Origin of the sequence: Mesorhizobium dulcispinae (assembly GCF_033977345.1) — a bacterium.
Taxonomy (GTDB): Bacteria; Pseudomonadota; Alphaproteobacteria; order Rhizobiales; family Rhizobiaceae; genus Mesorhizobium; species Mesorhizobium dulcispinae.
The window spans coordinates 209,098-235,340 of record NZ_JAVIIY010000001.1; the positions used below are offsets into that span (position 1 = coordinate 209,098).

The window sequence follows — 26,243 nt, forward strand, 5'->3', positions numbered from 1 at the left end:
TCTCCTACCAGCAGACGAAGCCGCCATCGACGATGAGGTCGATGCCGGTGACGAAACTTGCGGCGCGGCTTGCCAGGAACACGGTCGGCCCCACCATCTCCTCCGGTGTCGCCATGCGGCCCATCGGCGTGTCGCGCTCGAAGATCTTTATCTGCTCGGCGACTTCCGGCCGCTTGTTCATCGGCGTCAGCGTGTAGCCGGGGCTCACCACATTGACGCGCAGGCCGCGATCGGCCCACTCCATGGCGAGGCTCTTCGACATGTGGATCACCGCCGCCTTCGAGGAATTGTAATGCGCCTGCGTCAGGCCCCGGTTTACGATTGAGCCGGACATCGAGGCGATGTTGATGATCGAGCCCTTGCGGCGGGGCAGCATGACGCGCGCTTCGGCCTGGCAGGAGAGGAACACGCCGCTGACATTGACGTCGTAGATCTTTTGCCACTTCTCCATCGGCAGCGTCTCGGCCGGCTCGGCGCCGGCGACGCCGGCATTGTTGACCGCAATCGTCAGCGCGCCGAGTTCCTTTTCGATACGGTCGACCGCCACCGCGAGGTCGCGCTCGGACGTCACCGTCCCCGTCAGCACCAGCGCCTTGCGGCCGAGCGCCTCGATCTTACCGGCCGTCTCCTGCAGCCCGCCCTTCGAGCTGTGGCCGAAGCAGGCGACGTCGGCGCCGGCTTCCGCGAGGCCGATGGCGATCGCCTGGCCGATGCCGCTGCCGGCGCCCGTCACCAGCGCCACGTCGCCATAAAGATCGAACAGTTTCATGTCTCTCCCTCTCCTGAAATGAAGGGGCGCCAACATGGCTGGCGCCCCACGCGGTCCGGTGCCTGGGAGGATATCACCTGCTGCGCTTTGTTCCCATCTGCCGTGTCTCAGCTCGTGGCGAGCTCCATCACGGCGATATTGCTTGCTTCATCGCGGTCGAGGATGCCGCGCTGGCGGCCGCGGCTCAGCACCAGCACGCGGTGCGAAAGCCCCAGCACCTCCTCGAGATCCGAGCTCACCACCACCACCGCCATGCCTGACCGGGCGAGGTCGGCGATGACGTCGTAGATCGCGGCGCGCGCGCCGACGTCGATGCCGCGCGTCGGCTCGTCGAGGATGAACACCTTGGGCGGCCGCGACACCCATTTGGCGATGATCACCTTCTGCTGGTTACCGCCGGAAAGTTTTGAGACAGCCTGGTTCGGCCGACCCTTCACGCCGAGCCGACTGATCCCGGCTTCGGCGAACCTCTGCACGGCCTTGGGGAACACCCAGCCCTTCGGAGCGACATGGTCGAAATTGCCGATCGCAAGGTTCTCGCCGATCGTCTGTTCCAGCACCACGCCCTGTTCCTTGCGGTCTTCCGGCACCAGCACGACGCCGGCCCTGATTGCCGCCGCCGGGCCGCTGAGATGGATCGGCTGACCCGCGACGCGCACCGCGCCGGAAGAGATCGGGTCGGCGCCGGCGATCGCCCGTACCAGCTCGGTGCGGCCGGCGCCGATCAGTCCGGCGATGCCGAGGATTTCGCCTGATTTCACCGAGAAGGAAACGTTGTTGAAACTGCGCTCAGGCGACGACAGGTTCTCGACCTCGAGCAGCGTCTTGCCGCCGGGCGGCGACAGCCTCGGGAACATGCGCTCGACGCTGCGCCCGACCATCTGCTCGACCACGGTGCGCACTGGGATATCGGCGCGCTCGTGCCGGGCGACGATGCGGCCGTCACGCATCACCACCACGCGGTCGGCGATCTGCGCGATCTCGTCCAGGCGGTGGCTGATATAGATGAAGGACATGCCTTCGGCCTTGAGCTTGCGGATCTGCTGGAACAGCAGCTCCGTCTCCTCGCCGCCGAGCGCCGCCGTCGGCTCGTCGAGGATCAAAAGCTCGGCGTTCAGCGTCAGCGCCTTGGCGATCTCGACCTGCTGCTGGGCCGCGACGCGCAGCGTGCGCACCTTGCGCTCCGGCGAGACGTCGAGGCCGAGGCGCTTCAACTGCGCCGAGGCTTTCGCGTTCATGGTCGCGCGGTCGATGCGGCCGCCGCGCATCGGCAGGCGCCCGACATAGACGTTCTCCGCCACCGACAGGTCTGGCAGCAGCTTCAATTCCTGATGGATCATGCCGACGCCGGCCTCGATGGCCGCGGCCGGGTTGGCTGGGGAGTAAGGCTTCCCCCGCCAGATAATGGTGCCGGCATCGGGCTTGGTCGAACCGGCGATGATGTTCGAGACCGTCGATTTGCCGGCGCCGTTCTCGCCGAGCAGCGCCACGACTTCGCCTGGCCGCACCTCGAAGCTCGCATCGGCCAGGACCTGCACTGGTCCGTAGCTCTTGCTCAGCCCGTTGACGAAGAGCCCGTTATGCGGGCTTTCGCTTTGGCGAGGTTCAGTTGACATCGTGGCGCTCTCTCAGGGATGCCGGCTCTTACGGATGCTTCTCGATGAACTGCGCGACATTGTCCTTGGTGGTCAGCGTCGCGTCCTGCAGCTGATCGGAGGCAAGCTTTTCGCCGGCCACGATCTTGATCGCCGAGTCGACGGCGAGCCGGCCCATGCCCTGCGTCTGCTGTGTCGCGGTCACGTCGAACACGCCGTCCTTCAGCGCCTTCAGCGCAGCCACGTCGCCGTCGAAGCCGGCGATCCAGATCTTGTGGTCGGGATTGGCGACCTTGACCGCCTGCGCGGCGCCCAGCGCCAGAGCGTCGGCCTGGCCGAAGATGATCGAGACATTCGGATGGGCCTGCAGCAGGTCCTGCGCCAGCTTGAAGCCTTCGTCCTGGTGCCACTGATCGCTCCAGAGCTCGCCGACCACCTTGATGTCCGGGTAGGCCTTCAGCGCTTCGCCGCAGCCCTTGGAGCGGTCGACTTCCGGCGTCGTGCCCTTCTGGCCATGGATGATCACCATCTCGCCCTTGCCGCCAGCCTGCTTGGCGATGTAGTCGCACACGCCCTTGGCGGAGTTGACGCTGTCGGTGGCGATGAAGGTGTCGCCGGGCGCGCCGTCGGCGTTGCGGTCGACATTGACCACCGGGATGCCGGCGGCCTTCGCGGTCTTGGTCGGCACGGTGGCGGCGGTGGCGCCGGCCGGGATGTAGATCAGCGCGTCGATGTTCTGCGTGACGAGGTCCTGCACCTGGCTGACCTGCGTTGCCGAATCGCCCTTGGCGTCGACGGTGATGACCTCGATGCCCTTCTCCTTGGCATAGGCTTCGACCGACTGCTTGATCTGGTTGAAGAAGTCCGCCTGCAGATTGGCGACGGCGAGACCGAGCTTCTTGGCGTCCTTGGCCGAGGCGGCATCGGACAGGCCGAGCAGCGGGACGATGGCCGCGGCCGCAAGCAGCAGTGAACGTTTGGTCAGCATGTTTTTCCTCCGTTGGTGTTCAATCTGTCCGCCTGCGCATCGCGGCGCCCCCGGCCGGACAGTCCCAGTCTCGGATCGACCGATCCGTTCCGCCCGGACATCCGGGCGAATTCCTATTGCCTGCGGCGCCGCCAGGTGTCGGTGGCAACCGCCAGCGCGATCACCACGCCGATCACCACCTGCTGGACGAAGGGCGAGACGCCGAGCAGGTTGAGCCCGTTGCGCAGCACGCCGATGATCAGCACGCCGATCGCCGTGCCGCCGATCGAGCCGATGCCGCCCGAAAGGCTGGCGCCGCCGATCACCACCGCGGCGATGGTGTCGAGCTCGTAGCCGACGCCCGAGCTCGGCTGCACGGAATCGAGCCGGGCGGCGAGCACGATGCCGGCGAGCCCCGCCAGCAGGCCGCAGATCGCATAGACCCAGTTGGTCAGCGACTTCACCGGAATGCCGGAGAGGCGGGCGACCTCGGCGCTGCCGCCGATCGCGTAGAGACTGCGGCCGGTGGCGCGATAGTTAAGGAAAATGGCGAAGACGATCGCCAGCACGATCATCAGCCCGACGGTGACCGACAGGAAGCCGAAGTGGCGCACGATCGACAGGTTGGTGAACCAGTCCGGGAAGCCGACGATCTGCGAGCCGTCGGTGATCATGTTGGCGAGGCCGCGCGCCACCGACATCATGGCAAGCGTCGCGATGAAGGGCGGCAGCTTCGTCACCGTCACCAGCAGGCCCGAGACCAGGCCGCAGAGGCCGGCGACAATAAGCGCCGCGGCGATACCCACCGGCACGCCGAGATTGAGATAGTCGGGGTAGGCGACATAGCCCATCACCATCGAGGCCAGCGCCAGCACCGAGCCGACCGAAAGGTCGATGCCGCCAATTAGGATGACCAGCGTCATGCCGATCGCCATGATGCCGAGCACGGTCACCTGGTCGAGCACGTTGAGGATGTTGCGGACCGTGAGGAAGGTCTCGGTGGTCAGCGCCAGCGCCAGGCACAGAAGCACCAGGCCGATCAGCGGTCCCATCGTTCCGGCAAACAGCGCCGAAAGCTTTGCGCCGGTCGCGGCCTGCGCGGCGCCGGTGCCAGCCTTCAACTCGCTCGTCTCGTTGCTCACGGCCACTTCGTCTCCTCCGTCAGCTGGCCGGCGTGCCTCGCCGTCCGCTCTTGTTCACCAGGCATCCTCCCTTGTGAACAATTTATCTTTGATATGCAATTTTGTTCAGCTAAAACGTTCATCAGAAAATTGTCAAGTGCCGCGACGCATTAGGCGGCGGTTTGCGCGAACCGACGGTTTGCCATAGGGAAGCTCAGCGCATGCGGGAGGCATAAGGATGGCGGTGATCGAGAACGAGAAAGCCTCTCGCTTTCCGGATGCCGAGCTCAAGGCGCGCGCAGCCTGGCACTACTACGTCGAAGGCCTGACGCAGGAGCGGATCTCCGAGATTCTCGGTGTCGGCCGCATCAAGGTGCACCGCATCCTCTCCGCCGCGCGCGAGGAGGGGATTGTTCAGTTCCGCATCCGCGACAGCGTCGTCGAATGCGTGCAATTGGAGGAAAGCCTGAAGCAGCGTTTCGGCCTTAACCAGGCCGTGGTCGTGCCGTCGGCCGCCGACAGGAGCAACGCGCCGCTTATGATCGGTCATGCCGCCGCCGCCTATCTCGCCGACAACGTTAATCCCGGTGACGTGATTGCGCTGGGCTGGGGTCGCACGCTGAAATTCGCCATCAACGAATTGCCCAGGCGGCCGATCGCCAGGACCACGGTGGTCTCGATGCTTGGTGGCCTCACCCACGCGCAGCCGCTCAACCCGACCGAGAGCGCCTGGGAATTCGCCGAAAAGATCGGCGCCGAATGCTATCTGCTTCCGGTGCCGGTCTATGCCGACCGGCCGGAGCAGCGCGACGCTTTCATGAGCCAGCGCAGCGTCCAGGACGTCGTCTTCCGCGCGCGGCGCGCCAACATCGCCGTGCTCAGCGTCGGCTCTTTCTCGAACGACAGCCCGATCGCCAATTACGGTTTCATCAAGCCGAGCGAGCTGGAGGAATTGCAGGCCGCGGGCGCGGTCGGCGATATCCTTTGCCATTTTATCGACGCCGAGGGCCGCATCGTGGACCATGAGGTCAACCGCCGCGTCTGCGCCTATCCGCTGCAGGATCTCTCCGACATCCCGACCACTATTTTGGTGTCAGGCGGGCAGGAGAAGATCGCCGTCATGCGCGCGGCGCTCGCCAATACGAAGGTTGCTGTGCTGATCACCGACGAGGATGCGGCCAAGGGGCTGCTCAGCCGCTGAAATTCCTCGGTCAGAAGCTGCAGATTTTGGGGCGCTTCTCGTAGGACCAGTCCTTCAGCGGCACGGGCTTGAACCTGCCCTTGACTGGCCTGCCGTCCTCCAGGTCTCTGGAAGCCGTGGCCTTGCCGGTGAGGTAATTGATGTCGCAATCGCCGATCGTCGTTTCGACGGTTCCGTCTGACTTCTGGATGTTCCAGTCCCAGTTACGACTGTAGCCGCCGACCAGGAATGTGCCGCTGCGATAGACGACGGTGAGCGTGTCTTCTGTCGATTTGCTGGCGCCGCAGCCGAAGCAGGAGGTGATCGCCAGAGATCCCTTGCCTTTGGCTTCGAGGTCGAGGATCCGGTCCTCGGTCAGCTCCTTCCTGACGAAGTCGGGCTTTCGCGAGGGATCGGGCCTTTCCTCACCCGTCGCCAGATAGATGTAGAGATCGGCGGGACCGCCATCGTCCTGCATCACCATGGCGCGGTCCATCGCGCCGTCCTGATCGATGTCGAGCGCAAGCTCGAACGCCGGCTTGTCGCCGGCGAGCGCCGGCACGGGCATTGCCATCATGGCGGCAAGCCAGGAAAGGGCCGCAAGATCAAAGGCTGTTTTCATGGAGCAATCGTCCGCCGCGCATGACAAACTAGCATCAGTCGGGCCGGACGCAAATCGCCGCTGGTCAGACCGAGCCCAGGCGCACGTGGATGTCGCGCGTCGCGTGATAGAGGTCGCGGTAGATTTCTTTGCGGGCGCGATAGGTTGGCACCAGCGCTTCGACGGGATCGACTTGCCGCGCAGGCTGTGCCGCCATCGCCTTTGCCGCATCCTCCGGCGAAGCGAACCAGCCGATGGCCGAGGCCGCCAGCATGGCGGCACCCAGCGCCGCCGCCTCGTTGACCGGCGACACGAAGAGCGGCCGCTCGAGCACGCTCGCCATGATCTGCATCAGCAGCGTGGAATTGGTGCCGCCGCCGGCCGCGACCATCGCGCCGGCCTTGCCGGTCTGCTCTTCCATCGCGTCGGTGGCGATGGCCTGTTCCAGCGCGATGCCTTCCAGCACCGCGCGGAAGAGGTGCTTCGGCTCGTGGTCGAGCGACAGGCCGACGATCGCGCCGCGCGCGGCACCGTCCCAATAGGGGCTCATGACACCGGCCCAATAGGGCATGACGAGCAGGCCGTCGCTGCCGGGGGCAACAGTCATCGCCGCCTTTTCGAGCACGGCGGCCGAAGGCGCGCCGGTGGTGCGCACGATCCAGTCGACCAGCTGCATGCCGGAGCGCAGCACCGTTTCCAGCATGAAGCCGGTGCCGGTCGGCGAGACCAGCGTGCGGAACGCATCCGATGTCGTGACCGTGGCGGAATAGTTTCCGCTGACGACGCCCGAGCCCAGCGACAGATAGCTCTTTCCGGGGCCGCAGACGCCCATGCCGAGGCCCATTGCCTGGCCGTCGCCGGCGCCCGCGATCACCGGCGTGCCGGCCGTCAGGCCGGTCGTCGATGCTGTGCTTTCGGAAAGCGTGCCGCAGGTCGCGCCGGGTGCTGCTAATTCCGGCAATTGTTCTGGCTGCAAACCCGCCGCCTCGACCAGCTTTGGGTGCCAAGTGCCATTGGCGACGTCCAGCAGGCCGAGCGGATCGGCGCTTGCCGTGCTGGTGACCAGCCGCCCCGTGAGCCGGTGAACGAAGAAGGCATGCACGTCGACCAGCGCAGCCGCTTCCGACAGCGCCTGCGGCCTGTGCTCCTTTAGCCAGGCGAGCGCATAAAGCGCCGGCGTCGGGTCCGGCGGCTTGCCGCTCCAGTCGCGGATCGCCTCGCGGCCGAGCTCGGCCGAAAGCCGCGCCACCTGGCGGCGGGCGCGCTCGTCCAGCCACAATATGGCGGGGATCAGCGGCTCGCCGCTGCGGTCGATCAGCGTGAAGCTCTCGCGCTGATGGGCGATCGAGATCGCCTTCACGCGTGAAGAGCCGACCTTGTCGGCGACCTGCTTCAGCGCCGACAGCAGCGCCGTCCACCAATGCTCGGCATCCTGCTCGAAATGGCCGGGTGCCGGATTGGATAGCGGATAGGTCTCACGCGCCTGGAAGAGCTCCGCGCCGTTGCGCGTGAAAGCGATCGCCTTCACGGCCGTCGTCGAGGCATCGATCCCGATTACGACATCGTCCATCAGGCGAGGATCCGGAAGGTTAATGCATGTCGCGCAAAAGTGTGCAGCGATTTTGCGAAAACGACATGCATGAAAACAAAGACCTAAAGCGCGTCGCCTGATCCGTTTCAGCGCGACGCGCTTTAGGCCGCGTTGGTTACGAACCGCCCGTCCGACTGGTCGAGACGACGGCGGATCTGGGTTATCACCATCGAATCGTCGGGTACACAGTTTTCATAGGTCAGGAAATCGCCGGCCTTGACCGGCTTCACCACCTTGGCGCGCTCGGCAAGGCCGAGCGGCAGCGCGCCCTTGGCGCGTGCGTCCTCCCAGGTCATGGCGAAGCCGCGATAATCGTTCTCGCCGATCATGCCGAGCGACTGTCCGGTGCCGAGATTGGTCTTGGCGACCGCCACCGCTTCGGCCACCGGATGGTCGAGCGGCTCCATGTCGGCGCGTTTGTAGACCACGGCGCGCGCCGCCGAGAGCGGCACTTCCAGGCTGGTCAGGTGATAGGGCCGGAAGATCGTGAAATAGGGACCCTTGCCGACCTTGAGGTCGATCATGCGCTCCAAGACGCGCGGATGCTTGGTCTCGATGATGCAGAACACGCCGGGTGCCACGCCCTTGCCGATCGAATAGTCGACCACGCCCTTGCGATGCAGCACGCCGCCGTCCTCGCGCGGACAGAGCACGCTGGCCAGTTCATCGAGCGTCGCCGTCGGTCCGTGCATGCCCGGCACGTCGGGCACCAGGCCGGTGGCGTTGGCTATCGCCACCATCTCGATCGCCGTCTTCGAGCCGTCGACGAACTCGACCAGCATGCGCGCGTTCATGTTGCGCTCGGCCGCCTCCTTCTCGTAGTCGGCAGGTATGGCGTCGAACTTCAGCGGATTGTTCTTGCCCTTGCCGGCGGCGACGATGTTGAAGCCCAGGCTCTTGGCGAAGCCGATGATCTCCAGCGTGCAGGCGGGTTCGTCGCCGGCGGCACCCGTGTAGACCACGCCGGCCTTGCGTGCTTCCTCCTTGAGGAAGCGGCCGATGGTGATGTCGGCCTCGACATTGAGCATGACGATATGCTTGCCGTTCTTCATCACTTCGAGCGCGAACAGCGTGCCGATATTGGGGTTGCCGGTGGCGTCGATGATGACGTCGATGCGGCCGGCGGCGGCGAGCGCATGCAGGTCCTCGGTGACGGCGATCTTGCCGGCCTCGATGGCGCGGTCGATGGCCGCGGCGTTGGGCGCCTGCACGATATCAGAGCGGTCGTGGCCGGCGAGAAGCGCGGCATCGATCGCCACCTGCGGCCGCACTTCCGAAATGGCGCCGATGCGCATGCCCGGCATAAGTGCTACCTGGACGACGATATCCGTTCCCATCTGCCCGGCGCCGGCGAGACCGATGGTGATCGGCCCCTGTTTCTCAGCGCGCTGCAGGAGTTCCGCTGCGAATTGCGGATGGGACATGTCGCTTTCCTCCACTTACTGGCGCGCCACCGCGCCGCTGTCATTGGTTGAACATTCCTATTTCTATTTGAAAAATATTTCAACCGGGATTTGGGCATTGCCCTGAGGAATCAATTCAAGGCCGGCGGGACAGCGCCCCCCTCTGTCCTGCCGGACATCTCCCCCACAAGGGGGGAGATCGGCTGTCATCGCGACCTTCGCTAATTTTTCAATGTTGAAAGCGAGTGGGGCGCCGAAACTGCCAATCTCCCCCACGTGGGGGAGATGCCCGGCAGGACAGAGGCGGCGCGAAGGAACGAGACGGCTGCTATTTCACGCTGCTTGGATTATTGAGAGAGCCGCTCAAAAATACCCGTCTGAAGCCGCCGTCGCTTCCTTGGGAATCTCTACCCCGTCGACCAGGATCTTGTCGACCAGCTCGTGATGGAAGCACACCAGCCCCTTGACGCGCTCGGCCTCGTGCACCGGCTCGGGATAATACCAGACGAGGTTCTCGTGCCGCTTCTTTGGCGTCGTCACATGGTAGTAGTTGGAGATGCCCTTGTAGGGGCAGCGCGAGATGTAGCGGCTGGGCGAGAACATATCGAGCCTGGTGTCCGAGATCGGCAGATAGTGGCGCACCGGGTGGCCGGTCTCGAACAGGAAGATGCCGCGCCGTGAATCCGCCACCTGCTCGCCGTCGAGGATCACCTGCACGCGCCGCGACGAGGGCAGGCAGTCGACGCGCCGGAACGGATCGCGGGCATGGACGAAGATCTCCTCGTCCTCCTCCCACCAATGCGTCATCTTCGGCCAGCAGAAGGATATGTAGTCCGCGATCGGCGGGCAGCCCTTGACCGGGTCGAGATAGCGCCAGGCGCCATCCTCGACCAGCGTGATGCCGGTGTTCAGCGAATAATGCGTGGCGGTGCCCTTGAACGGGTCTTCCGTCGTCGTCCTGCTCGGCAGCAGGAATTCCTCGCGCACGTCGCTCATCGGGAAGTAGTAGACCGGCAGATGGTCGCTCTCATAGAACACCAGCGCCTTGGTGGTGTCGGCGACGATCATCGGCCCGACCTGCACGCGCAGCCGCTTGGGCGAGGGCATGGTGAAGGCGACATAGCCCGGCTCGAACTCGTATTGCACGATTGCGTCGAGCAGCGGGAAATGCGGCCCGCGGCCGCGCAAATGAGGCTTGCGAATGGCAGTCGTCCTTTTTTCGTCGTTGGCAGCCAGGGCTTTGCGCGCGACCATGATCAACCTATCGATACCCGGTCGAGCAGCAGCCCGGCGGCGATCGGCGGCAGGCCGCTGACATTCTTGCGCACCGGCACCAAAAGGTCCGGGAAATAGCTGAAGATCACCGGCGTCTCGTCGAGCAGCAGCTTCTGGATGTCGGAAGCGGCCTTGCGCTGGGCGTCGAGGTCGAGCGCCTTGAGATAGCCGGTGACCAGCCCGTCATAGGTGGCGTTCTTGAAATGCGCCGCATTCCACGGACCGTCGCTGACCAGCGGGCTTTTCAGGAAGACGTTCGGCACGCTGCGATGCGCGTAGTCGGTGATGCCGAGCGGGCTGTCCAGCCAGTCCGACTGGCCGAACACCGCCTTGCCGTAGTATTTGTCCTGGTCCTCGATGTTGAGCGAGATGCGCGCGCCGATCTCCTTGGCAAAGTTCTGGAACAGCTGCGCGTAGCCCGGAATGTCGGAATAGCGCAGCGTCGTCAGCGTCATGTCGAAGCCACTCGCGAGGCCGGCCGCTTCCATCAGCTGCTTGGCCTTGGCGATGTCCTGCGCGCGCTGCGCCACCGATTTGTCGGTGGCGGGGAAGGCCGGCGCGAACGGGCTGTCATTGCCGGTCGCCGCCATGCCGCGGCAGAGACCGTCGACCAGCTTGGAGCGGTCGATCGAGAGCGCCAGCGCCTGGCGCACGCGCTTGTCGGTGAAGGGCGCCATATCGCAGCGCATATGGAGCTGGCGATGCGCGGTGGAGGCGACGCGCAGCACCGTGATGTCGGGATTGCCGAGCACCACCTGGCTGACATCAAGCGGGACGGCGTCGAGCACGTCGACCTCGCCCGCCTGCAGCGCCAGAATGCGCGGCTGCACGTCGGCATAGAACTTGAATTCGAGCCGGTCGGGCAGCGCCTTCTCGCCCCAGTAGTCGGGATTGCGCACGAAGCTCGCGCCGACCTTCGGCGTATAGCTTTCGAGCCGGAACGGACCGGTGCCTTCGAAAGTCTTCTCGTAGTCGCCCTTGTAGCTCGCCGGTAGGATGACGGCATTGTAGTTGTCGATCGACACCGAGTAGGGGAAGCTGCCGTTCGGCGCGTCGAGGTGGAACTCGACGGTGTGGTCGTCGACCTTGCGCGTGCCGCCTTTCGACAACAGACCCTTGAACACCGACAGCGCATTCGATGCGCCAGCCGGATCGGCGAGGCGATCGAAGGTCGCCACCACGTCGTCGGCCTTGAAATCCTCGCCATTGTGGAATTTCACGCCCTTGCGCAGCTTGAAGTTCCACACGCTGCCGTCAGCGTTCGGCGACCAGCTTTCGGCCAGCACCGGCTTCAGCGTCAGGTCGGGCTGCGTCACGCACAGGAACTCGGCCGTCTGGAAGACGAGCTGGTAGCTGCCGCTGTCGTAGAAGGTCACCGGGTCGATGGCGCCGCCGGGCACGGCAATGCCGGCGCGCACCGTGCCGCCGGGCTTGTCTTCAGCGCGCGCCTCGGGTGCGCCAAGTCCGAGTGCCGAGGCGATGCCGCCGAGGAACGGCAGCGACAGGCCGAGCACGCTGCCATGGCGCAGGAATTCGCGCCGGCCGACTCTACCGACGAGCAATTCGTCGATAGCGGAATTTTCGATTGCGCTGAGATTCCTGCGAGCGGCGTCGATCGTCCTGAAATGCTTCGGCATGGCTGCATTCCTTGGCTGGCGTGGGGCTTCGCCATCTAGTTCATTGTTGACCACGACCGAAAAGCGATATTTTTTGATGAGGGCCATCGAATTCTCCGATGGCGGCTGATCGGAAGCAAAGGCCATGGATACCGAGAATCTGCGCAGTTTCCTCGAGGTCGCCGAGCATGGCAGCTTCACCGTCGCCGCCCACCGGCTGAACCTTGCCCAGTCCACCGTCAGCGCGCGCATTCGCGGCCTCGAAGAACAATTGGGGCGCAAGCTGTTCGTCCGCGACAGCGACGGCGTCACACTGACGCCGGCCGGCCGGCAGTTCCTGCCGCATGCCTCGACCATCACGCGCACCTGGGAGCAATCGCGCCAGGACATTGCCGTCCCCGATGGCTACGAGACGCTGCTGAGGCTCACCGCACCGGCCTATCTCTGGGACAGCATCACCTCGCCTTGGATCAGCTGGATGCGGGCGAAGCGGCCGAATGTGGCGCTCAGGCTTGAAGGCAGCTTTCCGGATCTGGCGATCGACCAGATGGCCGAAGGCCTGCTCGACATCTGCATCCTCTATCTGCCCAGGCCGCATCCCGGCATCGTCTATGAGACCCTGGCCGTCGATCAGGTGGTCCTCGTCCAGCACGCGGCTCAGACCGGGCCGTGGACGCAGAACTACATCCTGATGGACTGGGGGCTGGAGTTCCGCGTCGAGCACGACCGCGCCTTTGCCGGCAGGGTGAAGCCGGCGATCTCGGCCGGCCTGGTGTTCATCGGGCTGCAGCATGTGCTGTCGAAACGGGCAGCCGCCTATCTGCCGCTGAGTGCGGTCAGCACCCATATCGAGCGCGGCGAGTTGCGGCGCGTCGAGGATACGCCGGTGTTCCAGCGCCCGATCTACCTTGCTTACCCGGAGAACCCGGCATCTTCCGATGCGCTCGACATTGCGCTCACGGGCCTGCGCACGCTCGCCAGGAACCTGTCCAGTGATCAGGCTTTCGCGGAGAGCGACCGCGCCTTCAGTATGGCAGGCGCGGCGGCATTTTGACGGGCGATCAGGCCGGCTCCACGGCTTTCGGCTTCTGCAGCCTTGCCAGTTCCGCGAAAGGAATATGGCAGCGGATCGTGTGTCCGGGCTCGGCCTCGGAAAGCTGCGGCTCCTGCGTCTCGCAGATCGCGCCGAGCTTGCGCGGGCAGCGGGTGTGGAAGACGCAGCCCTTCGGCGGATTGGCCGCGCTCGGGATTTCGCCGTCGAGGCGGATGCGCGAGCTCTCCGTCCGGTCGAGTTTCGGCACCGCCGACAAGAGCGCTTCAGTATAGGGATGGTGCGGTCCGGAGAAGACCGCTTCCGACGGCCCGAACTCCATGATGCGGCCGAGATAGAGCACGGCGATCTTGTCGGACAGATAGCGCACCACGCCGAGGTCGTGGGAGATGAAGATGTAGCTGACATCCTGCTTCGACTGCAGGTCGGCTAAAAGGTTGAGGATCGCCGCCTGCACCGACACGTCGAGCGCCGAGGTTGGCTCGTCGCAGACGACAATGCGCGGATCGCCGGCAAAGGCGCGCGCGATCGCCACGCGCTGCTTCAGCCCTCCCGACAGCTGCCGCGGCTTGACCGCGAGATGCCGGTCGGTGAGCCGCACGGAGCGGACAAGCTCCTCGAGCCGCGTGTCCAGCGTCTTGCCGGTCAACCCGCCCAGCCGCTTCAGTGCGCGGCTGAGGATGTGCCGGATCGAATGCGAGCGGTTGAGCGCCGAATCCGGATTCTGGAAGACGATCTGCACCGCCTTGACCTGGTCCTCCGAGCGGCTGGCAAGCCGCGGCGCCAACTCTCTGCCTTCGAGTTCGATGCTGCCGCCTTCATCGGGCGGCACAAGGCCGAGCAGCAACCTTGCGAAGGTCGTCTTGCCGCTGCCGGATTCTCCAACCAGGCCGAGCGTCTCGCCCGGCCGCAGGCTGACCGAGACATCCTTCACCGCCCGCAGCGGACGGCCGTGGCTGGCATAGGTCTTGTTCAGCCCTTCGACCTGCAGCACCGGTGGCGACTGCTTCGGCGCGACGGCGGGAATCTCGGCGGGTGTCGCGCGTGGCAGCGACTGCGCCTTGTCGTGGTAGTGGCAGCGCGACAGCCGGCCTTCACCCAGATCGTAAAGCGGGGGCGGCTCGCTGCGGCAGCGCTCCGTCGCCAATGCGCAGCGATCGGCAAACGCGCACCCAACGATGTTGGCGCCGATGCCGGGCAGAAAGCCGGGGATGGTGTCGAGCCGACCCTGATCCTTGCGCTGGCCGCCGCGCGGCAGGCAACGCAGCAGCGCCACCGTGTAGGGATGGCGCGGATCGTTGAACACATCCTTCGTCGAGCCTTCCTCGACCAGCATGCCGGCATAGAGCACCCCGACCCGGTCGCACATGTTGGATACGACGGCGAGATTGTGGCTGATGAACAGGATCGAGGCCGACAGCTCTCTTCTCAGCTGAGCGATCAGGTCGAGCACTTCGGCTTCGACCGTGGCGTCGAGGCCCGTCGTCGGCTCGTCGAGGATCAGCATCGACGGGTCGTTGGCCAAGGCCATGGCAATCGCCACGCGCTGCTGCATGCCGCCGGAAAGCTGGTGCGGATAGCGTTGCATGACGCTGGCCGGATCCGAGATGCGCACAAGGTTCAGCATCGCGATCGCCTTGTCGCTCGCTGCCTGTCCCGAGACGCCGACCAGCTCGAAGATCTCGGTCAGTTGCCGGCCGATGCGCAGCGACGGATTCAGCGCCTTGCCGGGGTCCTGATAGACCATCGACACACTTTCCGCGCGGGCGCGCCTGAGCGCCTCGGCGTCGAGCTTCATCACGTCCTGGCCGTCGAGCGCGATCGAGCCGCCGGTGATCGAGCCGTTGCGCGGCAGGTAGCGCACCACCGACAGCGCCGCCGTGGATTTCCCGCACCCGGATTCGCCGACCAGCCCATAGGCCTCGCCGCGGCCGATGGTGAAGCTGACATTGCGCAGCACCGCCCGGTTGCGGCCGCCGACACGATAGGCGACCGAGAGGTCGTTGAGCTCGAGCGCGTTCTTGTCAGTCATTGAACGCTCCATGGACGCCGTCGGCCACCAGGTTGACGCCGATCACCAGCGAGGCGATCGCCAGCGCATCGAACAGCACCGTCCACCAGAAACCGCCGCCGATCATGCCGTAATTGCTGGAGATCGAGAGCCCCCAGTCGGGCGAGGGCGGCTGGATGCCGAAGCCCATGAAGGAGAGCGTGGCGACGGCGAAGATGGCATAGCCGAGGCGCACTGTCGTCTCGACCAGGATCGGCGGGATGACGTTGGGCAGGATCTCGACGAACATCGTGTGCAGCGCGCCCTCGTGGCGCAGCTTGGCCGCCGCGACGTAGTCGAGCTCGCGTTCGGCCAGCACCGCCGAGCGCACCGTGCGGGCGATGATCGGCGCAAAGCTCAGGCCGATGACGACGATGACGGTGATCTTCGACGTGCCGAGCGCGACGATGGCGAGCAGCGCGATGATCACCACCGGGATCGCCATGAACACTTCAAGCACGCGGCTGACGATGTCGTCGACGATGCCGCGGAAATAGCCGATGAGCAGCCCCAGCGCGGTGCCGGCAATGGTCGCCAGGATCGTGGCCAGGGGCGCGACTGTCAGGATGTCGCGCGAGCCGACGATGACGCGCGAGAAGACATCGCGGCCGATCTGGTCGGTGCCGAACCAGTGTTCGGCCGACGGCGGCGCAAGCGCGTTGATGATGTCGTCGGCGAGTGGGTCGTAAGGCACGAAATGCTCGCCGAAGAGCGCGCAGATGACCCAGAACAGGACGATGCCGAGACCGGTCAGGAAGGTTCCCGACCGCAACAGCGAGTGCAGCACGTCGCCCCAAGGACCGCGCCGCGAAGCGGCATCGGGTGCGGGCACATTCGCGGGAGTGTCCGTCGCGCTCATTGCTCTGCTCCCAGCCGGATGCGCGGATTGAGCACGGAATAGAGGAAATCGGCGACCAATGTCGCCACAGCATAGACGATGCCGATGGTGAGGATGCCGGCTTCGAGCATCGGGAAATCCTTGCCGCGCGCGGCGGTGAAGATCAGCGAGCCGATGCCCTGGTAGCGGAACAGCGTCTCGATCACGACCAGCCCGCCGATCAGATAGCCGGTCTGCGTGGCGATGACGGTGATGGTCGGCAACAGCGCGTTGCGCAGCACATGCCGCCAGATCACCGTGCGCCACGGCAAGCCCTTGAGCACGGCGGTGCGCGTATAGTCGGAATCGAGCGCCTCGATCATGCCGGACCGCGCCATGCGCGCGATATAGCCGAACAGCACCAGAAACAGCGGCAGCGACGGCAGGATGAGATAATAGAGCTGGATGAAGAAGCCGGCGCCTTTCGGCCAGGCGGCCGCGATCGGCAGCCAGCGCAGCCAGACCCCGAAGATCAGGATCAGGATGATGCCGGTGACGAATTCGGGCAGCACCGTCACCGACAGGCCGCCGAGGCTGATGATGCGGTCGAGCGGCCGGTTGAGGTTGAGCGCGGCGATGACGCCGCCGAGGATGCCGATCGGCACCACCAGCAGGAAGGCGACGAGCGCCAGCTTCATCGAATTGCCCAAAGCGCCGATAACGAAGGGCGCGACCGGCGCGCGGAAAATGTAGGACGTGCCCATGTCGCCATGCAGGAAATTCCAGATCCAGGTTCCGTATTGGACGAGCAGCGGACGGTCGACGCCGAGCGAGTGGTTGAGCGCGTCGACGGCGCGCTGGTCGGCAAACGGTCCCAATATGGCGCGCCCGACATTGCCGGGCAGCACCTGGCCGCCGAGGAACACCATGACGCTGAGCAGGAACAACGTGACGAGCGACAGAGCCAGGCGCCGGAAGAGGAAAGCGAGAATGGCATCGACTCCTATGAAAGACCGCGTCGCCCGGCCATGCCGGGCAGGTTCAGTATGACAGGCGGCTCGAATGCCGTCACCGGTGGAGCAGCCCCGTCAAATCGCGACACCTGAACCAGTGTCGAATTGCAGGTCGGCGATTGGGCAAGGCGTGACGTGCCCCGGTCTGGCGTCAGGACATTCGGATTGCCGTGCTTTTCCAGCGACGGTGCGGGTTCAGACGGATCGAACCACGCGCCTGTCGGCAACTGCACGACGCCCTGTATGAGGCCGTCGGTCAGCACTGCCCCGGCAAGACACGATCCGCGGTCGTTGGAGACGAAAACGATATCTCCGTCACGGATGCCGCGCGCCGCGGCGTCGGCCTGGTTGATCCACAGCGGAGCGCGGCCGGCGACCTTGCCGGCCCGGCTGACCGAGCCATGATCCAACTGGCTGTGCAGCTTGTCCGCCGGTTGCGGCGACAACAGATGCAGCGGGAAGCGCCCGGCAAGCTCGCTGTTGCCGAGCCATTCCCGTGGCTCCTTCCACACGGCGTGGCCGCGGCAGTCGTCATAGCCAAAGCCGTCGATCGTCGAGGAATAGAGCTCTATGCGCCCCGACGGGGTCGCCAGCCGATGCCGCTCCGGATCGGAGCGGAACGGCCCAAGCAATGTCTGCGAGGTGACCTTGCGGGTAAGTTCGGCGTGGCCGTCACGCCAGAAACGCTCGAATGGCGGCATGTCGATGCCGACAGCGTCGGCATTCTCGCATGCCTGCGCGTAGAGCAGCCGGATCCATTCATCGGCGTCGCGACCTTCGGTGAAGGCCTCATGCACGCCGAGCCGTTTCGCAAGCCCGGCAAAGATGCCGTAGTCGTCGCGCGCCTCCCCGACCGGATCGATAGCCTGTTTCATCGCGACGATGAGGTTCTCGCGGTTGGAAAAGGCGAGGTCGTTCCACTCCAGCGGCGTGGTGACCGGCAGCACGATATCGGCATGGCGCGCGGTCGCCGTCCAGAACGGCTCGTGGACGATGATCGTCTCGGGCCGCTGCCAAGCCTCGACCAGGCGGTTGAGGTCCTGATGGTGATGGAACGGGTTCCCGCCGGCCCAGTAGACGAGCCTGACATCGGGATAGGACAGCGAGGCGCCGTTGAATTCGAACGATCCGCCCGGATCGAGCAGCATGTCGGCGACGCGTGCCGCCGGTATGAAATCCGGCACCGGGTTGCGGCCTTGCGGCACTGACGGCCAGCGAAACCCCAGCTCCGGCCTGCCGGCGCCGTTTGTCGACGAATAGCCGAAGCCGATGCCGCCGCCGGCCAATCCGATCTGCCCGAGCAGCGCGGCCAGTGTGATCGCCGCCCAATAGGGTTGCTCGCCATGGTCGGCGCGCTGCAGCGACCAGCTGACCATCAGTATGGTGCGCCTGGCGGCCATCTCGCGCGCCAGCGCAATGATTTTGTCTTTGGCCACGCCGCTGAGCGACGCCGCCCATGCCGGATCCTTCGGCTGGCCGTCGCTTTCGCCCACAATATAGGCCCGCACGCTCTCGAAGCCGGTGCAATAACGCGCCAGGAACGCCCCGTCGTGAAGGTCCTCGCGGATCAGCACATGGCAGAGCGCAAGCATGACCGCGGTGTCGCTGTTCGGGCGAAGCGGCAGCCACTCGGCCTCGACGCTGCGCGGTGCGTCGTCGCGCACCGGCGAGATATTGATCAGACGCGCGCCGTTGGCGGCGGCGTTGCGCAGGGCGGCCGATGCTTCGTGGCGCGCCGAGCCGCCGCCCTGGATCTGCGCGTTGCGCCAAGGCAGCCCGCCAAAGGCGACGATGAGCTGGCTGTGCTGCTCGATCCCGTCCCAGGTGGAATGATTGCCTGTCAGTCCGTCGGTGCTGCCGAGCACATGCGGCAGGATGATCTCCGCGGCGCCGTAGGAGTAGCTCAGTACCGAGCTGGTATAGCCGCCGATCGTGTTGAGGAAGCGGTGGAGCTGGCTTTGCGCATGGTGGAAGCGCCCGGCGCTCGCCCATCCGTAGGAGCCGGCATAGATCGCTGCGTTTCCATGGGCAGTGCGGACCCGGCCCAGCTCGGCCGCCAGGATATCCAGGGCCGTTTCCCAGGGCACCTCGACAAACGGCTCGCCGCCGCGCCGTCCGATGGGCGACGACCGGTCACCTTCGAGCCAGCCGCGCCGGATCGCGGGTCGCGCCACGCGCATGTTCCCTTGCGTGGTGCCGAGCATGGATTTGCCGATCGGTGACGGATCAGGGTCGCCGCTCCACGGCTCCACACCCACGAGCCGGCCATTCTCAGCGCTGACCTCGTATGTCCCCCAATGCAGGGTGGTAAGCAGGGTCCTGGACTCCATGGAAAGGATCAATAGCGGATCATCCCGCGATGACCATTGGGGGCAGGGCGCCTTGCACCCTGTCCCGGCCGGTCGCGAAGCGCCAGCCCCGTGCGGGGCTGACGACCCGGGATCTACGGCTCCTTCTCGTCAGGCCTTCGAGGCCTTTTCGAGGAACAGCTGCGACATGGCGGTGGGCTGCACGCCCGTCACCCCCTTCGCCGTCGCCGTCAGGTAGTCGTAGAAATAGCCGAAGATCACCGGTGTTTCCTCGAGCAGCAGCTTCTGGATCTTGCCGGCGGTGGCCTTCTGCGCCTCGAGGTCGAGGGCAGCGATATAGCTCGTCGCCAGCTGGTCGTAATCCTTGTTCTTGAAGTGGGCGGCATTCCAGGTGCCGTCGCTCTTCAGAGGTGCCGCAAGATAGACATTCGGCACGCCGCGGTGGCCGTAATCGGTGATGCCCATCACCGAATCCAGCCAGTTCGACTTGCCGAACACCGCATCGCCGTAATAGGCGCCCTGGTCGAGGATGTTGAGCTCGAGCTCGATGCCGATCTCCTTGACCCAGTTCTGGACAAGCTGCGCGTATTCGGGGATTTCCAGATAGCGCTCCGTGGTCAGCGTCACCTTGAAGCCCTTGCCGGCGCCGGCCGCTTCCATCAGCTGCTTGGCCTGCGCGATGTCCTGCTCGCGCTGCGGCACGCTGGTGTCGGTCGACGGATAGGCGCTCGCAAACGGACTGTCATTGCCTTCCTGGGCGCGGCCCTTCATCAGGCCGGCGACGAGCTTCTTGCGGTCGATGCTGAGCGCAATCGCCCGGCGCACGCGCGGATCCTTGAACGGATCGGAATCGCAGCGCAGGTGCAACTGCTGGTGCGCCACCGACTTCAGGCTGATGATGTCGACATTCGGATCGCTGAGCAGGCCGACGCCGGCGAGCACCGGCATCTGGTTGATGATGTCGATCTGGCCGCCTTGCAGCGCGAGGATCTGCGGCTGGATATCGGTGAAGAAGGTGAATTCGGTACGCTCCGGCAGCGCCTTCTCGCCCCAGTAATCCTCGTTGCGCACGAAGGAGGCGCCGACCTTGGGCGTGTATTTCTCCAGCTTGAACGGCCCGGTGCCGTCGAAGCTTTTTTCGTAGTCGCCCTTGTAGCTCGCCGGGATGATCACGGCGTTGTAGTTGTCGGACGACACCATATAGGGGAAGTTGCCGTTCGGCGCGTCGAGGTGGAATTCCACCGTGTAGTCGTCGACCTTCTTGGTGTTGCCCTTCTGGAGGATGCCGGTGAACACCGATAGCGCATTGGACGAATTGGCGGGATCGGCGAGGCGATCGATGCTCGCCACCACGTCCTCGGCCTTCATCTCTCCGCCCGAGTGGAATTTCACGCCCTTGCGCAGCGTGAAGGTCCACACCGTGCCGTCGGCGTTCGGCTTCCAGCTTTCCGCCAGCGCCGGCTTCAGCACAAGGTCCGGGCCGTCGACGCAGAGGAATTCGGCCACCTGCTGCATCACCAGCAGGCCGCCGGCGTCAGCGATGGTGACCGGGTCGATCGCGGCTGCCGGCACGCTGCTGCCGACGCGGATGGTGGCGCCCGGCGCCCCTTGAGCGCGGGCAAGCGAGGGCGCGGCGCCGAAGCCGGCGGCCATGCCGATGCGGCCGAGCAGCGGCAGCGACAGGCCGAGCAGACTGCCGTGGCGGACGAAGTCGCGACGGCTGATGCGGCCATCGATGAGGCCGTCGATAAGGTGGTTTTCGAGCGGCGTGCGGTTGCGCCGGATGAGATCGAGAATGCGGTAGTTCTTGCTCATGGGTCTAAACCCTTTCCCCAGTTCTTGTGGTTGGCGAGTGCATTCCGGTTGACGAAATCCCGTGGAGTTCTCCGGTCCCGGCCATCGTCAAGAATTTCTGTCGAACGAACTTTAGCATGCAGTTTTGTCCGGTCCATTCGCTCCTGGAAGCGGGAAGGTCAGATTTTCTTGATGCATGCCATCTTCGGTCTGGCGGTCCGATCAAATCGCGACCGCTTCTTCTGCTCGGTCTATCGCCTCCTTTCTTCACGTCCGCCCGGTGCAATGCGGCCGGCAATGGGTGCCAGGCTGTTTTGGGGTCACGGTGCAGCCGTTAACCTTCATCTCAGCCGATCTCGAAGAAGGGCTTGCCGAGCAGGTCGGGGGCGACATCGATGCCGAGGCCGGGGCCGTCGGGAATGCCCATGCGGCTGCCCGTCACCGGCGGCTTGTTGGCAGCGGTGCGCACCGTCACCCATTCGTGGAACGCGATCGCATGCAGCCGGCGCTCTTCCGGCGTCGAGAGCGACAGATGCGCCATGGCGGCGGTGTCGATCTCGGCTCCGCCGGTGTCCTCCACGGTGATCATGAAGCCGAGATCGACCGCAACGTCACGGATCAGCCGTGTCTGCGTCACGCCGCCCAGCCGCGAGATCTTCAGCGTCAGCCCGTCGGCAACACCCCTGCGATGGATTTCCAGCATCTCGCCGAGCGAGGTGACGGACTCGTCGAGCACCATCGGCTTGTCGAGCATGCGGCGCACCGACATGTTCTCCTCGATCGTCATGCAGGGCTGCTCGAACGTGTAGTCGATGCCGCGCGTGGCGTCGGCAAACTGGCGCGCCTGGTAAGGTGTCCAGCCGGCATTGGCGTCGCAGAAGATCACCGTGCCCTTCGGCACGGCCGCGGCGACCGCCGTCACCCGTTCGATATCGTCGCGCACATTGCCGCCGACCTTGACCTGCAGCCGGTGGTAGCCTTCGGCGACGATCTTCTTGGCAAGCGCTGCCATCTGGTCGATCGTGCCGTGGGTGACGACCCTGTAGAGCTCCGCCGTCTCGCTCTCACGGCCGCCGAGCATGGTCACCAGCGGCACGTCGGCGGCGCGGGCGGCGAGATCCCAGCACGCCATGTCGAGTGCGGCTTTGATGTAAGGATGGCCCTTGAACACCGTGTCCATCAGCCGGCCGATGCCGGCCAGCCCGTGCGGGTCGTGGCCGATGAGATGCGGCGCGATTTCCGGCACGCCCGCGCGCGTTCCCGCCGGAAAGGCGGCGGAGTAGAAATTGCCGAGCGGCGCCATTTCGCCCCAGCCGGTCACGCCGCTGTCGGAGGTGATGGCGACTATCACCGCATCGAAACAGTCGGCAACCCGGCCCTTGGACATGCGGTAGGGCCCGTCCACGAAGGGCTGCACGACATGATAGGCCTTGATGCTCTTGATCTTCACGTTGCTGTCCGTTGTCCGCGAGTAGGTCGGTTCTTCGACGCGCGCTTTTCGAGGCCGCGCGCATAGGCAAGGAGCTCTTCGAAATCGCCGTCGATATGCTCGCGCGCATGCCGCTGGGCGGCACGCATGTCCGAGCCCTTGAGCAGCGCCGCATAGGTCTCGTGCAAATCCTCGGCCGGAACCGGCTCGTTGCGCGCGCGCTGATGCAGCGCGAAATACATCTGCAGCCGACTGGTCAGCCGCTGCCAGGTCTCCAGCAGCACCGAATTGTCGGCCCACTCATAGATCAACCCGTGCAGTTGCAGTGCCGTTTCGATCTGGCTCGTGGTGTCGAGCGCCCGCGTCGCCTGTTTCACCGCTTCGTGGCGGCGGTCGAGCTCGTCGAAGAAGCGCTGGTCGCGCTGCGGCCAGGCGAGTTCGATGGCGAATTCGTCGAGCACCTTGTTCAGCGAATAGGCGTCGATGATGTCCTTGGCGGTGACGTCGATGACGAAGGTCCCGGCATAGGGAATGCTGGTCAGGATGCCTTCCTGCACCAGCTCGCGCATTGCCTCGCGCAACGGTGCACGGCTCACCCGCATCTGCTCGGAAATCCTGAGCTCGTTGAGCTTCTGTCCGGGCTCCAACTGGCCGGTCAGGATGGCGCGCCTGAGCAGGGCGACGATCTCGGCCCTGCGCGTCGTATCCGCGATCGGACTGAAATCCAGCTTCGCCATGCGTCTCACTCCGGATGAACCGGCTACAAGACAAGCAGATTGTCGACAATCTAACAAGAGGGCATCTGCAGATTCAGTTCCGATCGGTCGTTGCCTTATGCAGCTCGACCATAGAAGCCGATCCGCTCTTCATCGCTGAACACCACCCCTGGCCGTTCGTAGTAGGAGAACACCGCGATCATCCGCTCACGCTCGCCTTCGACCGTGGTGACGCGATGCGCGGTGTTCTTGCCGCGAAAGACGTTCAGCGTGCCGGCTTTCATGCGCAGGATCTTGGCCTCGAGGTCGCGCCCGTCGAGCAACCGCGCCACGCCGTCATAATTCGGGTCGTCATCCGAGCGAAGGTCGGTGCGGTATTCGAAGTCGCCGCCGAACTCCGGGGCTTGCAGCAGCAGCGTCGTGGTGAATTCCGAGCGGTCGAAGTGCCAGTTGAGCGCCTCGCCGGCCCGGTAGCCCATGACATTGGCGCGGGCGAGGGGATCCTGCATCACGTGCAGTTGCGGTTTGCCCATCGCCGCCGCCAGGAAACGCACCAGCGGCTCGTACTCGTAAATCGAAAGAACGATGCTGCCCGGAATCTGGTCGGCGCAGACCGTATGGCTGATCGTCTCGACCTTGCGCAGCGCCGGATGGTCGGGCGAAAGTTCCGGGATCGAGGGCTTGAAGTAGATGTTGTGCATGCGCTTGTGCGTGTGCGAGCGCGTGTCCATCACCGGACGGATTTCCGCGACCGCCTTTTCGGCAACGCCTGGGCGCAGGAAGCCTTCCAGGTTGAACATGCCGTTTGCGTTGAGCGCCGCAGTCGATTCCTCGACGAGGCGCTGCCATCCGGGGCTGCCTTCGCGGTCGAGCGGGTAGCGGTCCAGGTCGAGAATGTCCTTGATCATTATGTCCTCCGCAAATCTGAAGGTCACTAGACAGCAAGGAAATCTTTCTCTCAACGCGGAAAATTGTTAGGCTTCCGCAAGAAAAACTTGTGGAGAGGTGCCGCTTGGAAAGGCTTCCGCCGTTGAATGCAGTGAGGGCTTTCGAGGTCGCCGCCCGCGCCGGCTCCTTTACGCTGGCCGCGACCGAGCTCGGCGTCTCGTCGGCGGCGGTCAGCCAGCAGATCCGCAATCTGGAGGACTGGTTCGGCAAGCAGCTCTTCTTGCGCAACGGCAACCGCATCACGCTGACCGATGCCGGCCATGCCATCTATCCGCAGACGGCACGCGCCCTGAGCGACATTGCCGCGATCGGCCGGCGCATGCTGGAGGGCGGTTTGCGGACGCGCCTCGTCGTCAGCGTACCCTTCTCGCTGGCCGAGTTGTGGCTGGCGCCGCGCCTGGCGGCGCTGCTGGACGGTTTTCCGCAGATGGCGATCGATGTCCGCGTCGAGGACGATCCGGTCGACGTCGTGCGCCAGAACATCGACCTGCGCATTTCCTACGGCGACTATCACTATCCAGCGCTGAAAATGGTCCGCCTTGTCCATGACGACGTGCTGCCTGTCGCGTCGCCCGAATTCTGGCAGCGCCACGGCAACGAGGCGTTCGATCTGTCGAACATCCATGAAAGCCAGTTCATCCACACCAATTGGGGGCCGAACTATGCCTCGCATCCGAGCTGGGCGGACTGGTTCGCGGCGGCGGGCGGCAATCGCGCGCCCGATCCCTCGCATGGCCGGCGCGTGGGCCTCTCCAGCCTGGCGATCGGCGCCGCAAGGCTGGGACTGGGGATGGCGCTCGGTCAGCGGATCATGGCCGCCGACGATCTTGAAGCGGGCCGGCTGATCGCGCTGTCGCCCGTCTCGGTTCGGCTTGGCCAGCCCTATTGCGCCTTCATGCCTGCAGCAAAGGCCGATCGCGCCGATGTGGCTGGCCTTATCGACCTCCTCACCAAAACGGCGCCGGACGCGCCGCGTTGGATGAACCAATGAAGTTGGATTAAACCAATGGAAATGTCTTGCATGCTTCTGTAGGTAAGACAGACGACGATGGTCAGGTCGCCGGCTTCTGCGGCAGCGGCGACACCGGCATTCCAGTGCGTCGCCAGACTGCCAGCCGAGGAAGCCGACCCCCTTCGTCGCTGATGTCCCAACGGGCTTCTCGCAATAGGAAAACACCGCGACCATGCACTCGCGGTTGCCTTCGGTGACGTGATTGGCTGAGTACTTGCCTCGGACACGTCCAGCGTGCCGGGCTTGATGCGCAGGATCCGAGCCTGGCGATCGCGCCTCCGGCGGCGCCGTCATGATCAGGATCGCCGTCCGATCCAGCCAGGGTTCCGGCCCCCCCCCATTGACAATCGAGCAGGTGAACGCGAACGCCATGGTCGCCCCCAGGCCACCGGAGCGTTGGCATATTGCTGGGCGGATTCTATTCCGCCCCTATGGCCTGGAGCAAGTCTTAGAAGTTGGGCTCGACGTTATGCTGAGCGCAAATGAGCCGAGCTTTCATCGTCGTCACGTATGGATCGGTGCTGACCTGAAGTAGCCTCGAGGCACCGTGGCTTTCCTTGGTCACGAGAGGAGATCCGCCCTGAATTAAGGCTTCCTTGGGAAACCGATAAAGATCGCCGCTGCCAATTTCGACATAGGCGCCCGCTTCGGTCAAATCTTCCCAATCCGTTTCCCGGAGTTTCACACGATGCGCGGATTCGATCGAGTTTTCCTGCTTAGCCATCTGTCTGTCTCCTACGATGTGCCCAGCAGCCTAGGATCAAGTCTACCCACACATTGATGGAAGAAGCAAATCAAAAAATGCAATCCGTAGGAAGGCATAGGGTCAGGACTTGTCAATTTGGTCGAATTGACGTGAGGCCACGCGGAGCGCGAAGACGCAGGAAATGTTGACCATTTTCTAGTCGTTCGCGACAAAGTGGCCGAACAGGCGGACCACACCCGAACGACGCCGAAACGCCTGCAAACAGCAGTGTCGAACCGCT

General features: G+C 64.7%; 21 protein-coding genes. 3 read left to right on the forward strand and 18 right to left on the reverse strand.

Translation table 11 applies throughout. From position 1 onward, the window contains the following. Positions 1-4: 4 nt before the first annotated feature. From RFN30_RS00930 to RFN30_RS00945, 4 genes are all read right to left on the reverse strand, one after another. The gene (locus RFN30_RS00930; protein WP_320260265.1) at positions 5-769 is read right to left on the reverse strand and encodes an SDR family oxidoreductase; all 765 of its coding nucleotides are present in this window, start codon (positions 767-769) and stop codon (positions 5-7) included. Between the two features lie 107 nt (positions 770-876). Beyond that, positions 877-2,385 carry a sugar ABC transporter ATP-binding protein gene (locus tag RFN30_RS00935; RefSeq protein ID WP_320260266.1) on the reverse strand — a complete coding sequence of 503 codons (1,509 nt, stop codon included), beginning with the start codon at positions 2,383-2,385 and terminating at the stop codon, positions 877-879. A gap of 28 nt (positions 2,386-2,413) precedes the next feature. Next, on the reverse strand, positions 2,414-3,352 hold the full coding sequence (locus tag RFN30_RS00940; RefSeq protein WP_320260267.1) for a sugar ABC transporter substrate-binding protein: 939 nt from the start codon (positions 3,350-3,352) through the stop codon (positions 2,414-2,416). Between the two features lie 113 nt (positions 3,353-3,465). After that, complete coding sequence (locus RFN30_RS00945) at positions 3,466-4,452, reverse strand: ABC transporter permease (RefSeq protein WP_320260939.1); 987 nt, start codon at positions 4,450-4,452, stop codon at positions 3,466-3,468. Between the two features lie 238 nt (positions 4,453-4,690). Between RFN30_RS00945 and RFN30_RS00950 the strand changes: the two genes are divergently transcribed. Next, a complete protein-coding gene (locus RFN30_RS00950) occupies positions 4,691-5,653 on the forward strand; it encodes a sugar-binding transcriptional regulator (protein WP_320260268.1) in 963 nt (320 codons plus the stop codon). A 10-nt stretch (positions 5,654-5,663) separates the two neighbouring features. Here the strand turns inward: RFN30_RS00950 and RFN30_RS00955 are convergent, their stop codons facing one another. From RFN30_RS00955 to RFN30_RS00975, 5 genes are all read right to left on the reverse strand, one after another. Continuing rightward, a complete protein-coding gene (locus RFN30_RS00955) occupies positions 5,664-6,254 on the reverse strand; it encodes a hypothetical protein (RefSeq protein WP_320260269.1) in 591 nt (196 codons plus the stop codon). Positions 6,255-6,318: 64 nt separating this feature from the next. Beyond that, positions 6,319-7,803 (reverse strand): xylulokinase, encoded by a 1,485-nt coding sequence (locus RFN30_RS00960; RefSeq protein WP_320260270.1) that lies wholly within the window; start codon positions 7,801-7,803, stop codon positions 6,319-6,321. A gap of 122 nt (positions 7,804-7,925) precedes the next feature. After that, positions 7,926-9,248 (reverse strand): NAD(P)H-dependent oxidoreductase, encoded by a 1,323-nt coding sequence (locus tag RFN30_RS00965; protein ID WP_320260271.1) that lies wholly within the window; start codon positions 9,246-9,248, stop codon positions 7,926-7,928. A 342-nt stretch (positions 9,249-9,590) separates the two neighbouring features. Further along, positions 9,591-10,481, reverse strand: a complete 891-nt coding sequence (locus RFN30_RS00970; RefSeq protein ID WP_320260272.1) for a DUF427 domain-containing protein — start codon at positions 10,479-10,481, stop codon at positions 9,591-9,593. Positions 10,482-10,483: 2 nt separating this feature from the next. Continuing rightward, a complete protein-coding gene (locus RFN30_RS00975) occupies positions 10,484-12,139 on the reverse strand; it encodes an ABC transporter substrate-binding protein (protein WP_320260940.1) in 1,656 nt (551 codons plus the stop codon). Between the two features lie 124 nt (positions 12,140-12,263). Between RFN30_RS00975 and RFN30_RS00980 the strand changes: the two genes are divergently transcribed. Beyond that, positions 12,264-13,172 carry a LysR family transcriptional regulator gene (locus tag RFN30_RS00980; protein ID WP_320260273.1) on the forward strand — a complete coding sequence of 303 codons (909 nt, stop codon included), beginning with the start codon at positions 12,264-12,266 and terminating at the stop codon, positions 13,170-13,172. A 7-nt stretch (positions 13,173-13,179) separates the two neighbouring features. Here RFN30_RS00980 and RFN30_RS00985 read toward each other — a convergent pair whose 3' ends face one another. The 8 genes from RFN30_RS00985 to RFN30_RS01020 all read right to left on the reverse strand — a co-directional run bounded on the left by RFN30_RS00985 (position 13,180) and on the right by RFN30_RS01020 (position 24,205). After that, positions 13,180-15,201, reverse strand: coding sequence for an ABC transporter ATP-binding protein (locus RFN30_RS00985; RefSeq protein ID WP_320260274.1), 2,022 nt, complete (start codon positions 15,199-15,201; stop codon positions 13,180-13,182). Continuing rightward, positions 15,194-16,078 (reverse strand): ABC transporter permease, encoded by an 885-nt coding sequence (locus RFN30_RS00990; protein ID WP_320260275.1) that lies wholly within the window; start codon positions 16,076-16,078, stop codon positions 15,194-15,196. The genes RFN30_RS00985 and RFN30_RS00990 overlap by 8 nt, the downstream gene beginning before the upstream one ends. Continuing rightward, positions 16,075-17,028, reverse strand: a complete 954-nt coding sequence (locus tag RFN30_RS00995) for an ABC transporter permease (protein WP_320260941.1) — start codon at positions 17,026-17,028, stop codon at positions 16,075-16,077. Before RFN30_RS00995 ends, RFN30_RS00990 begins: the two co-directional genes overlap by 4 nt. An 11-nt stretch (positions 17,029-17,039) precedes the next feature. Then, the gene (locus tag RFN30_RS01000) at positions 17,040-19,379 is read right to left on the reverse strand and encodes a molybdopterin guanine dinucleotide-containing S/N-oxide reductase (protein WP_320260276.1); all 2,340 of its coding nucleotides are present in this window, start codon (positions 19,377-19,379) and stop codon (positions 17,040-17,042) included. Positions 19,380-19,508: 129 nt separating this feature from the next. After that, entirely contained in the window at positions 19,509-21,173 is a 1,665-nt protein-coding gene (locus RFN30_RS01005; protein WP_320260277.1) for an ABC transporter substrate-binding protein, read from the reverse strand. A 325-nt stretch (positions 21,174-21,498) separates the two neighbouring features. After that, the gene (locus tag RFN30_RS01010; RefSeq protein ID WP_320260278.1) at positions 21,499-22,602 is read right to left on the reverse strand and encodes a mandelate racemase/muconate lactonizing enzyme family protein; all 1,104 of its coding nucleotides are present in this window, start codon (positions 22,600-22,602) and stop codon (positions 21,499-21,501) included. Next, positions 22,599-23,318: a GntR family transcriptional regulator gene (locus RFN30_RS01015; protein ID WP_320260279.1), complete on the reverse strand. Its 720-nt coding sequence runs from the start codon at positions 23,316-23,318 to the stop codon at positions 22,599-22,601. The genes RFN30_RS01010 and RFN30_RS01015 overlap by 4 nt, the downstream gene beginning before the upstream one ends. A 95-nt stretch (positions 23,319-23,413) precedes the next feature. After that, entirely contained in the window at positions 23,414-24,205 is a 792-nt protein-coding gene (locus RFN30_RS01020; protein ID WP_320260280.1) for a HalD/BesD family halogenase, read from the reverse strand. A 104-nt stretch (positions 24,206-24,309) separates the two neighbouring features. Here RFN30_RS01020 and RFN30_RS01025 point away from each other — a divergent pair, with 104 nt between their 5' ends. Next, the gene (locus RFN30_RS01025) at positions 24,310-25,236 is read left to right on the forward strand and encodes a LysR substrate-binding domain-containing protein (protein WP_320260281.1); all 927 of its coding nucleotides are present in this window, start codon (positions 24,310-24,312) and stop codon (positions 25,234-25,236) included. Between the two features lie 469 nt (positions 25,237-25,705). Here the strand turns inward: RFN30_RS01025 and RFN30_RS01030 are convergent, their stop codons facing one another. Then, entirely contained in the window at positions 25,706-25,981 is a 276-nt protein-coding gene (locus RFN30_RS01030) for a hypothetical protein (RefSeq protein WP_320260282.1), read from the reverse strand. Between the last annotated feature and the right edge of the window lie 262 nt (positions 25,982-26,243).

What these genes read in the sequence shown, in the direction of transcription:
- RFN30_RS00930 (WP_320260265.1), bottom strand. Translation starts at nt 769, where the DNA reads ATGAAACTGTTCGATCTTTATGGCGACGTGGCGCTGGTGACGGGCGCC.
- RFN30_RS00935 (WP_320260266.1), bottom strand. Translation starts at nt 2,385, where the DNA reads ATGTCAACTGAACCTCGCCAAAGCGAAAGCCCGCATAACGGGCTCTTC.
- RFN30_RS00940 (WP_320260267.1), bottom strand. Translation starts at nt 3,352, where the DNA reads ATGCTGACCAAACGTTCACTGCTGCTTGCGGCCGCGGCCATCGTCCCG.
- RFN30_RS00950 (WP_320260268.1), top strand. Translation starts at nt 4,691, where the DNA reads ATGGCGGTGATCGAGAACGAGAAAGCCTCTCGCTTTCCGGATGCCGAG.
- RFN30_RS00955 (WP_320260269.1), bottom strand. Translation starts at nt 6,254, where the DNA reads ATGAAAACAGCCTTTGATCTTGCGGCCCTTTCCTGGCTTGCCGCCATG.
- RFN30_RS00960 (WP_320260270.1), bottom strand. Translation starts at nt 7,803, where the DNA reads ATGGACGATGTCGTAATCGGGATCGATGCCTCGACGACGGCCGTGAAG.
- RFN30_RS00965 (WP_320260271.1), bottom strand. Translation starts at nt 9,248, where the DNA reads ATGTCCCATCCGCAATTCGCAGCGGAACTCCTGCAGCGCGCTGAGAAA.
- RFN30_RS00970 (WP_320260272.1), bottom strand. Translation starts at nt 10,481, where the DNA reads ATGGTCGCGCGCAAAGCCCTGGCTGCCAACGACGAAAAAAGGACGACT.
- RFN30_RS00975 (WP_320260940.1), bottom strand. Translation starts at nt 12,139, where the DNA reads ATGCCGAAGCATTTCAGGACGATCGACGCCGCTCGCAGGAATCTCAGC.
- RFN30_RS00980 (WP_320260273.1), top strand. Translation starts at nt 12,264, where the DNA reads ATGGATACCGAGAATCTGCGCAGTTTCCTCGAGGTCGCCGAGCATGGC.
- RFN30_RS00985 (WP_320260274.1), bottom strand. Translation starts at nt 15,201, where the DNA reads ATGACTGACAAGAACGCGCTCGAGCTCAACGACCTCTCGGTCGCCTAT.
- RFN30_RS00990 (WP_320260275.1), bottom strand. Translation starts at nt 16,078, where the DNA reads ATGAGCGCGACGGACACTCCCGCGAATGTGCCCGCACCCGATGCCGCT.
- RFN30_RS01000 (WP_320260276.1), bottom strand. Translation starts at nt 19,379, where the DNA reads ATGGAGTCCAGGACCCTGCTTACCACCCTGCATTGGGGGACATACGAG.
- RFN30_RS01005 (WP_320260277.1), bottom strand. Translation starts at nt 21,173, where the DNA reads ATGAGCAAGAACTACCGCATTCTCGATCTCATCCGGCGCAACCGCACG.
- RFN30_RS01015 (WP_320260279.1), bottom strand. Translation starts at nt 23,318, where the DNA reads ATGGCGAAGCTGGATTTCAGTCCGATCGCGGATACGACGCGCAGGGCC.
- RFN30_RS01020 (WP_320260280.1), bottom strand. Translation starts at nt 24,205, where the DNA reads ATGATCAAGGACATTCTCGACCTGGACCGCTACCCGCTCGACCGCGAA.
- RFN30_RS01030 (WP_320260282.1), bottom strand. Translation starts at nt 25,981, where the DNA reads ATGGCTAAGCAGGAAAACTCGATCGAATCCGCGCATCGTGTGAAACTC.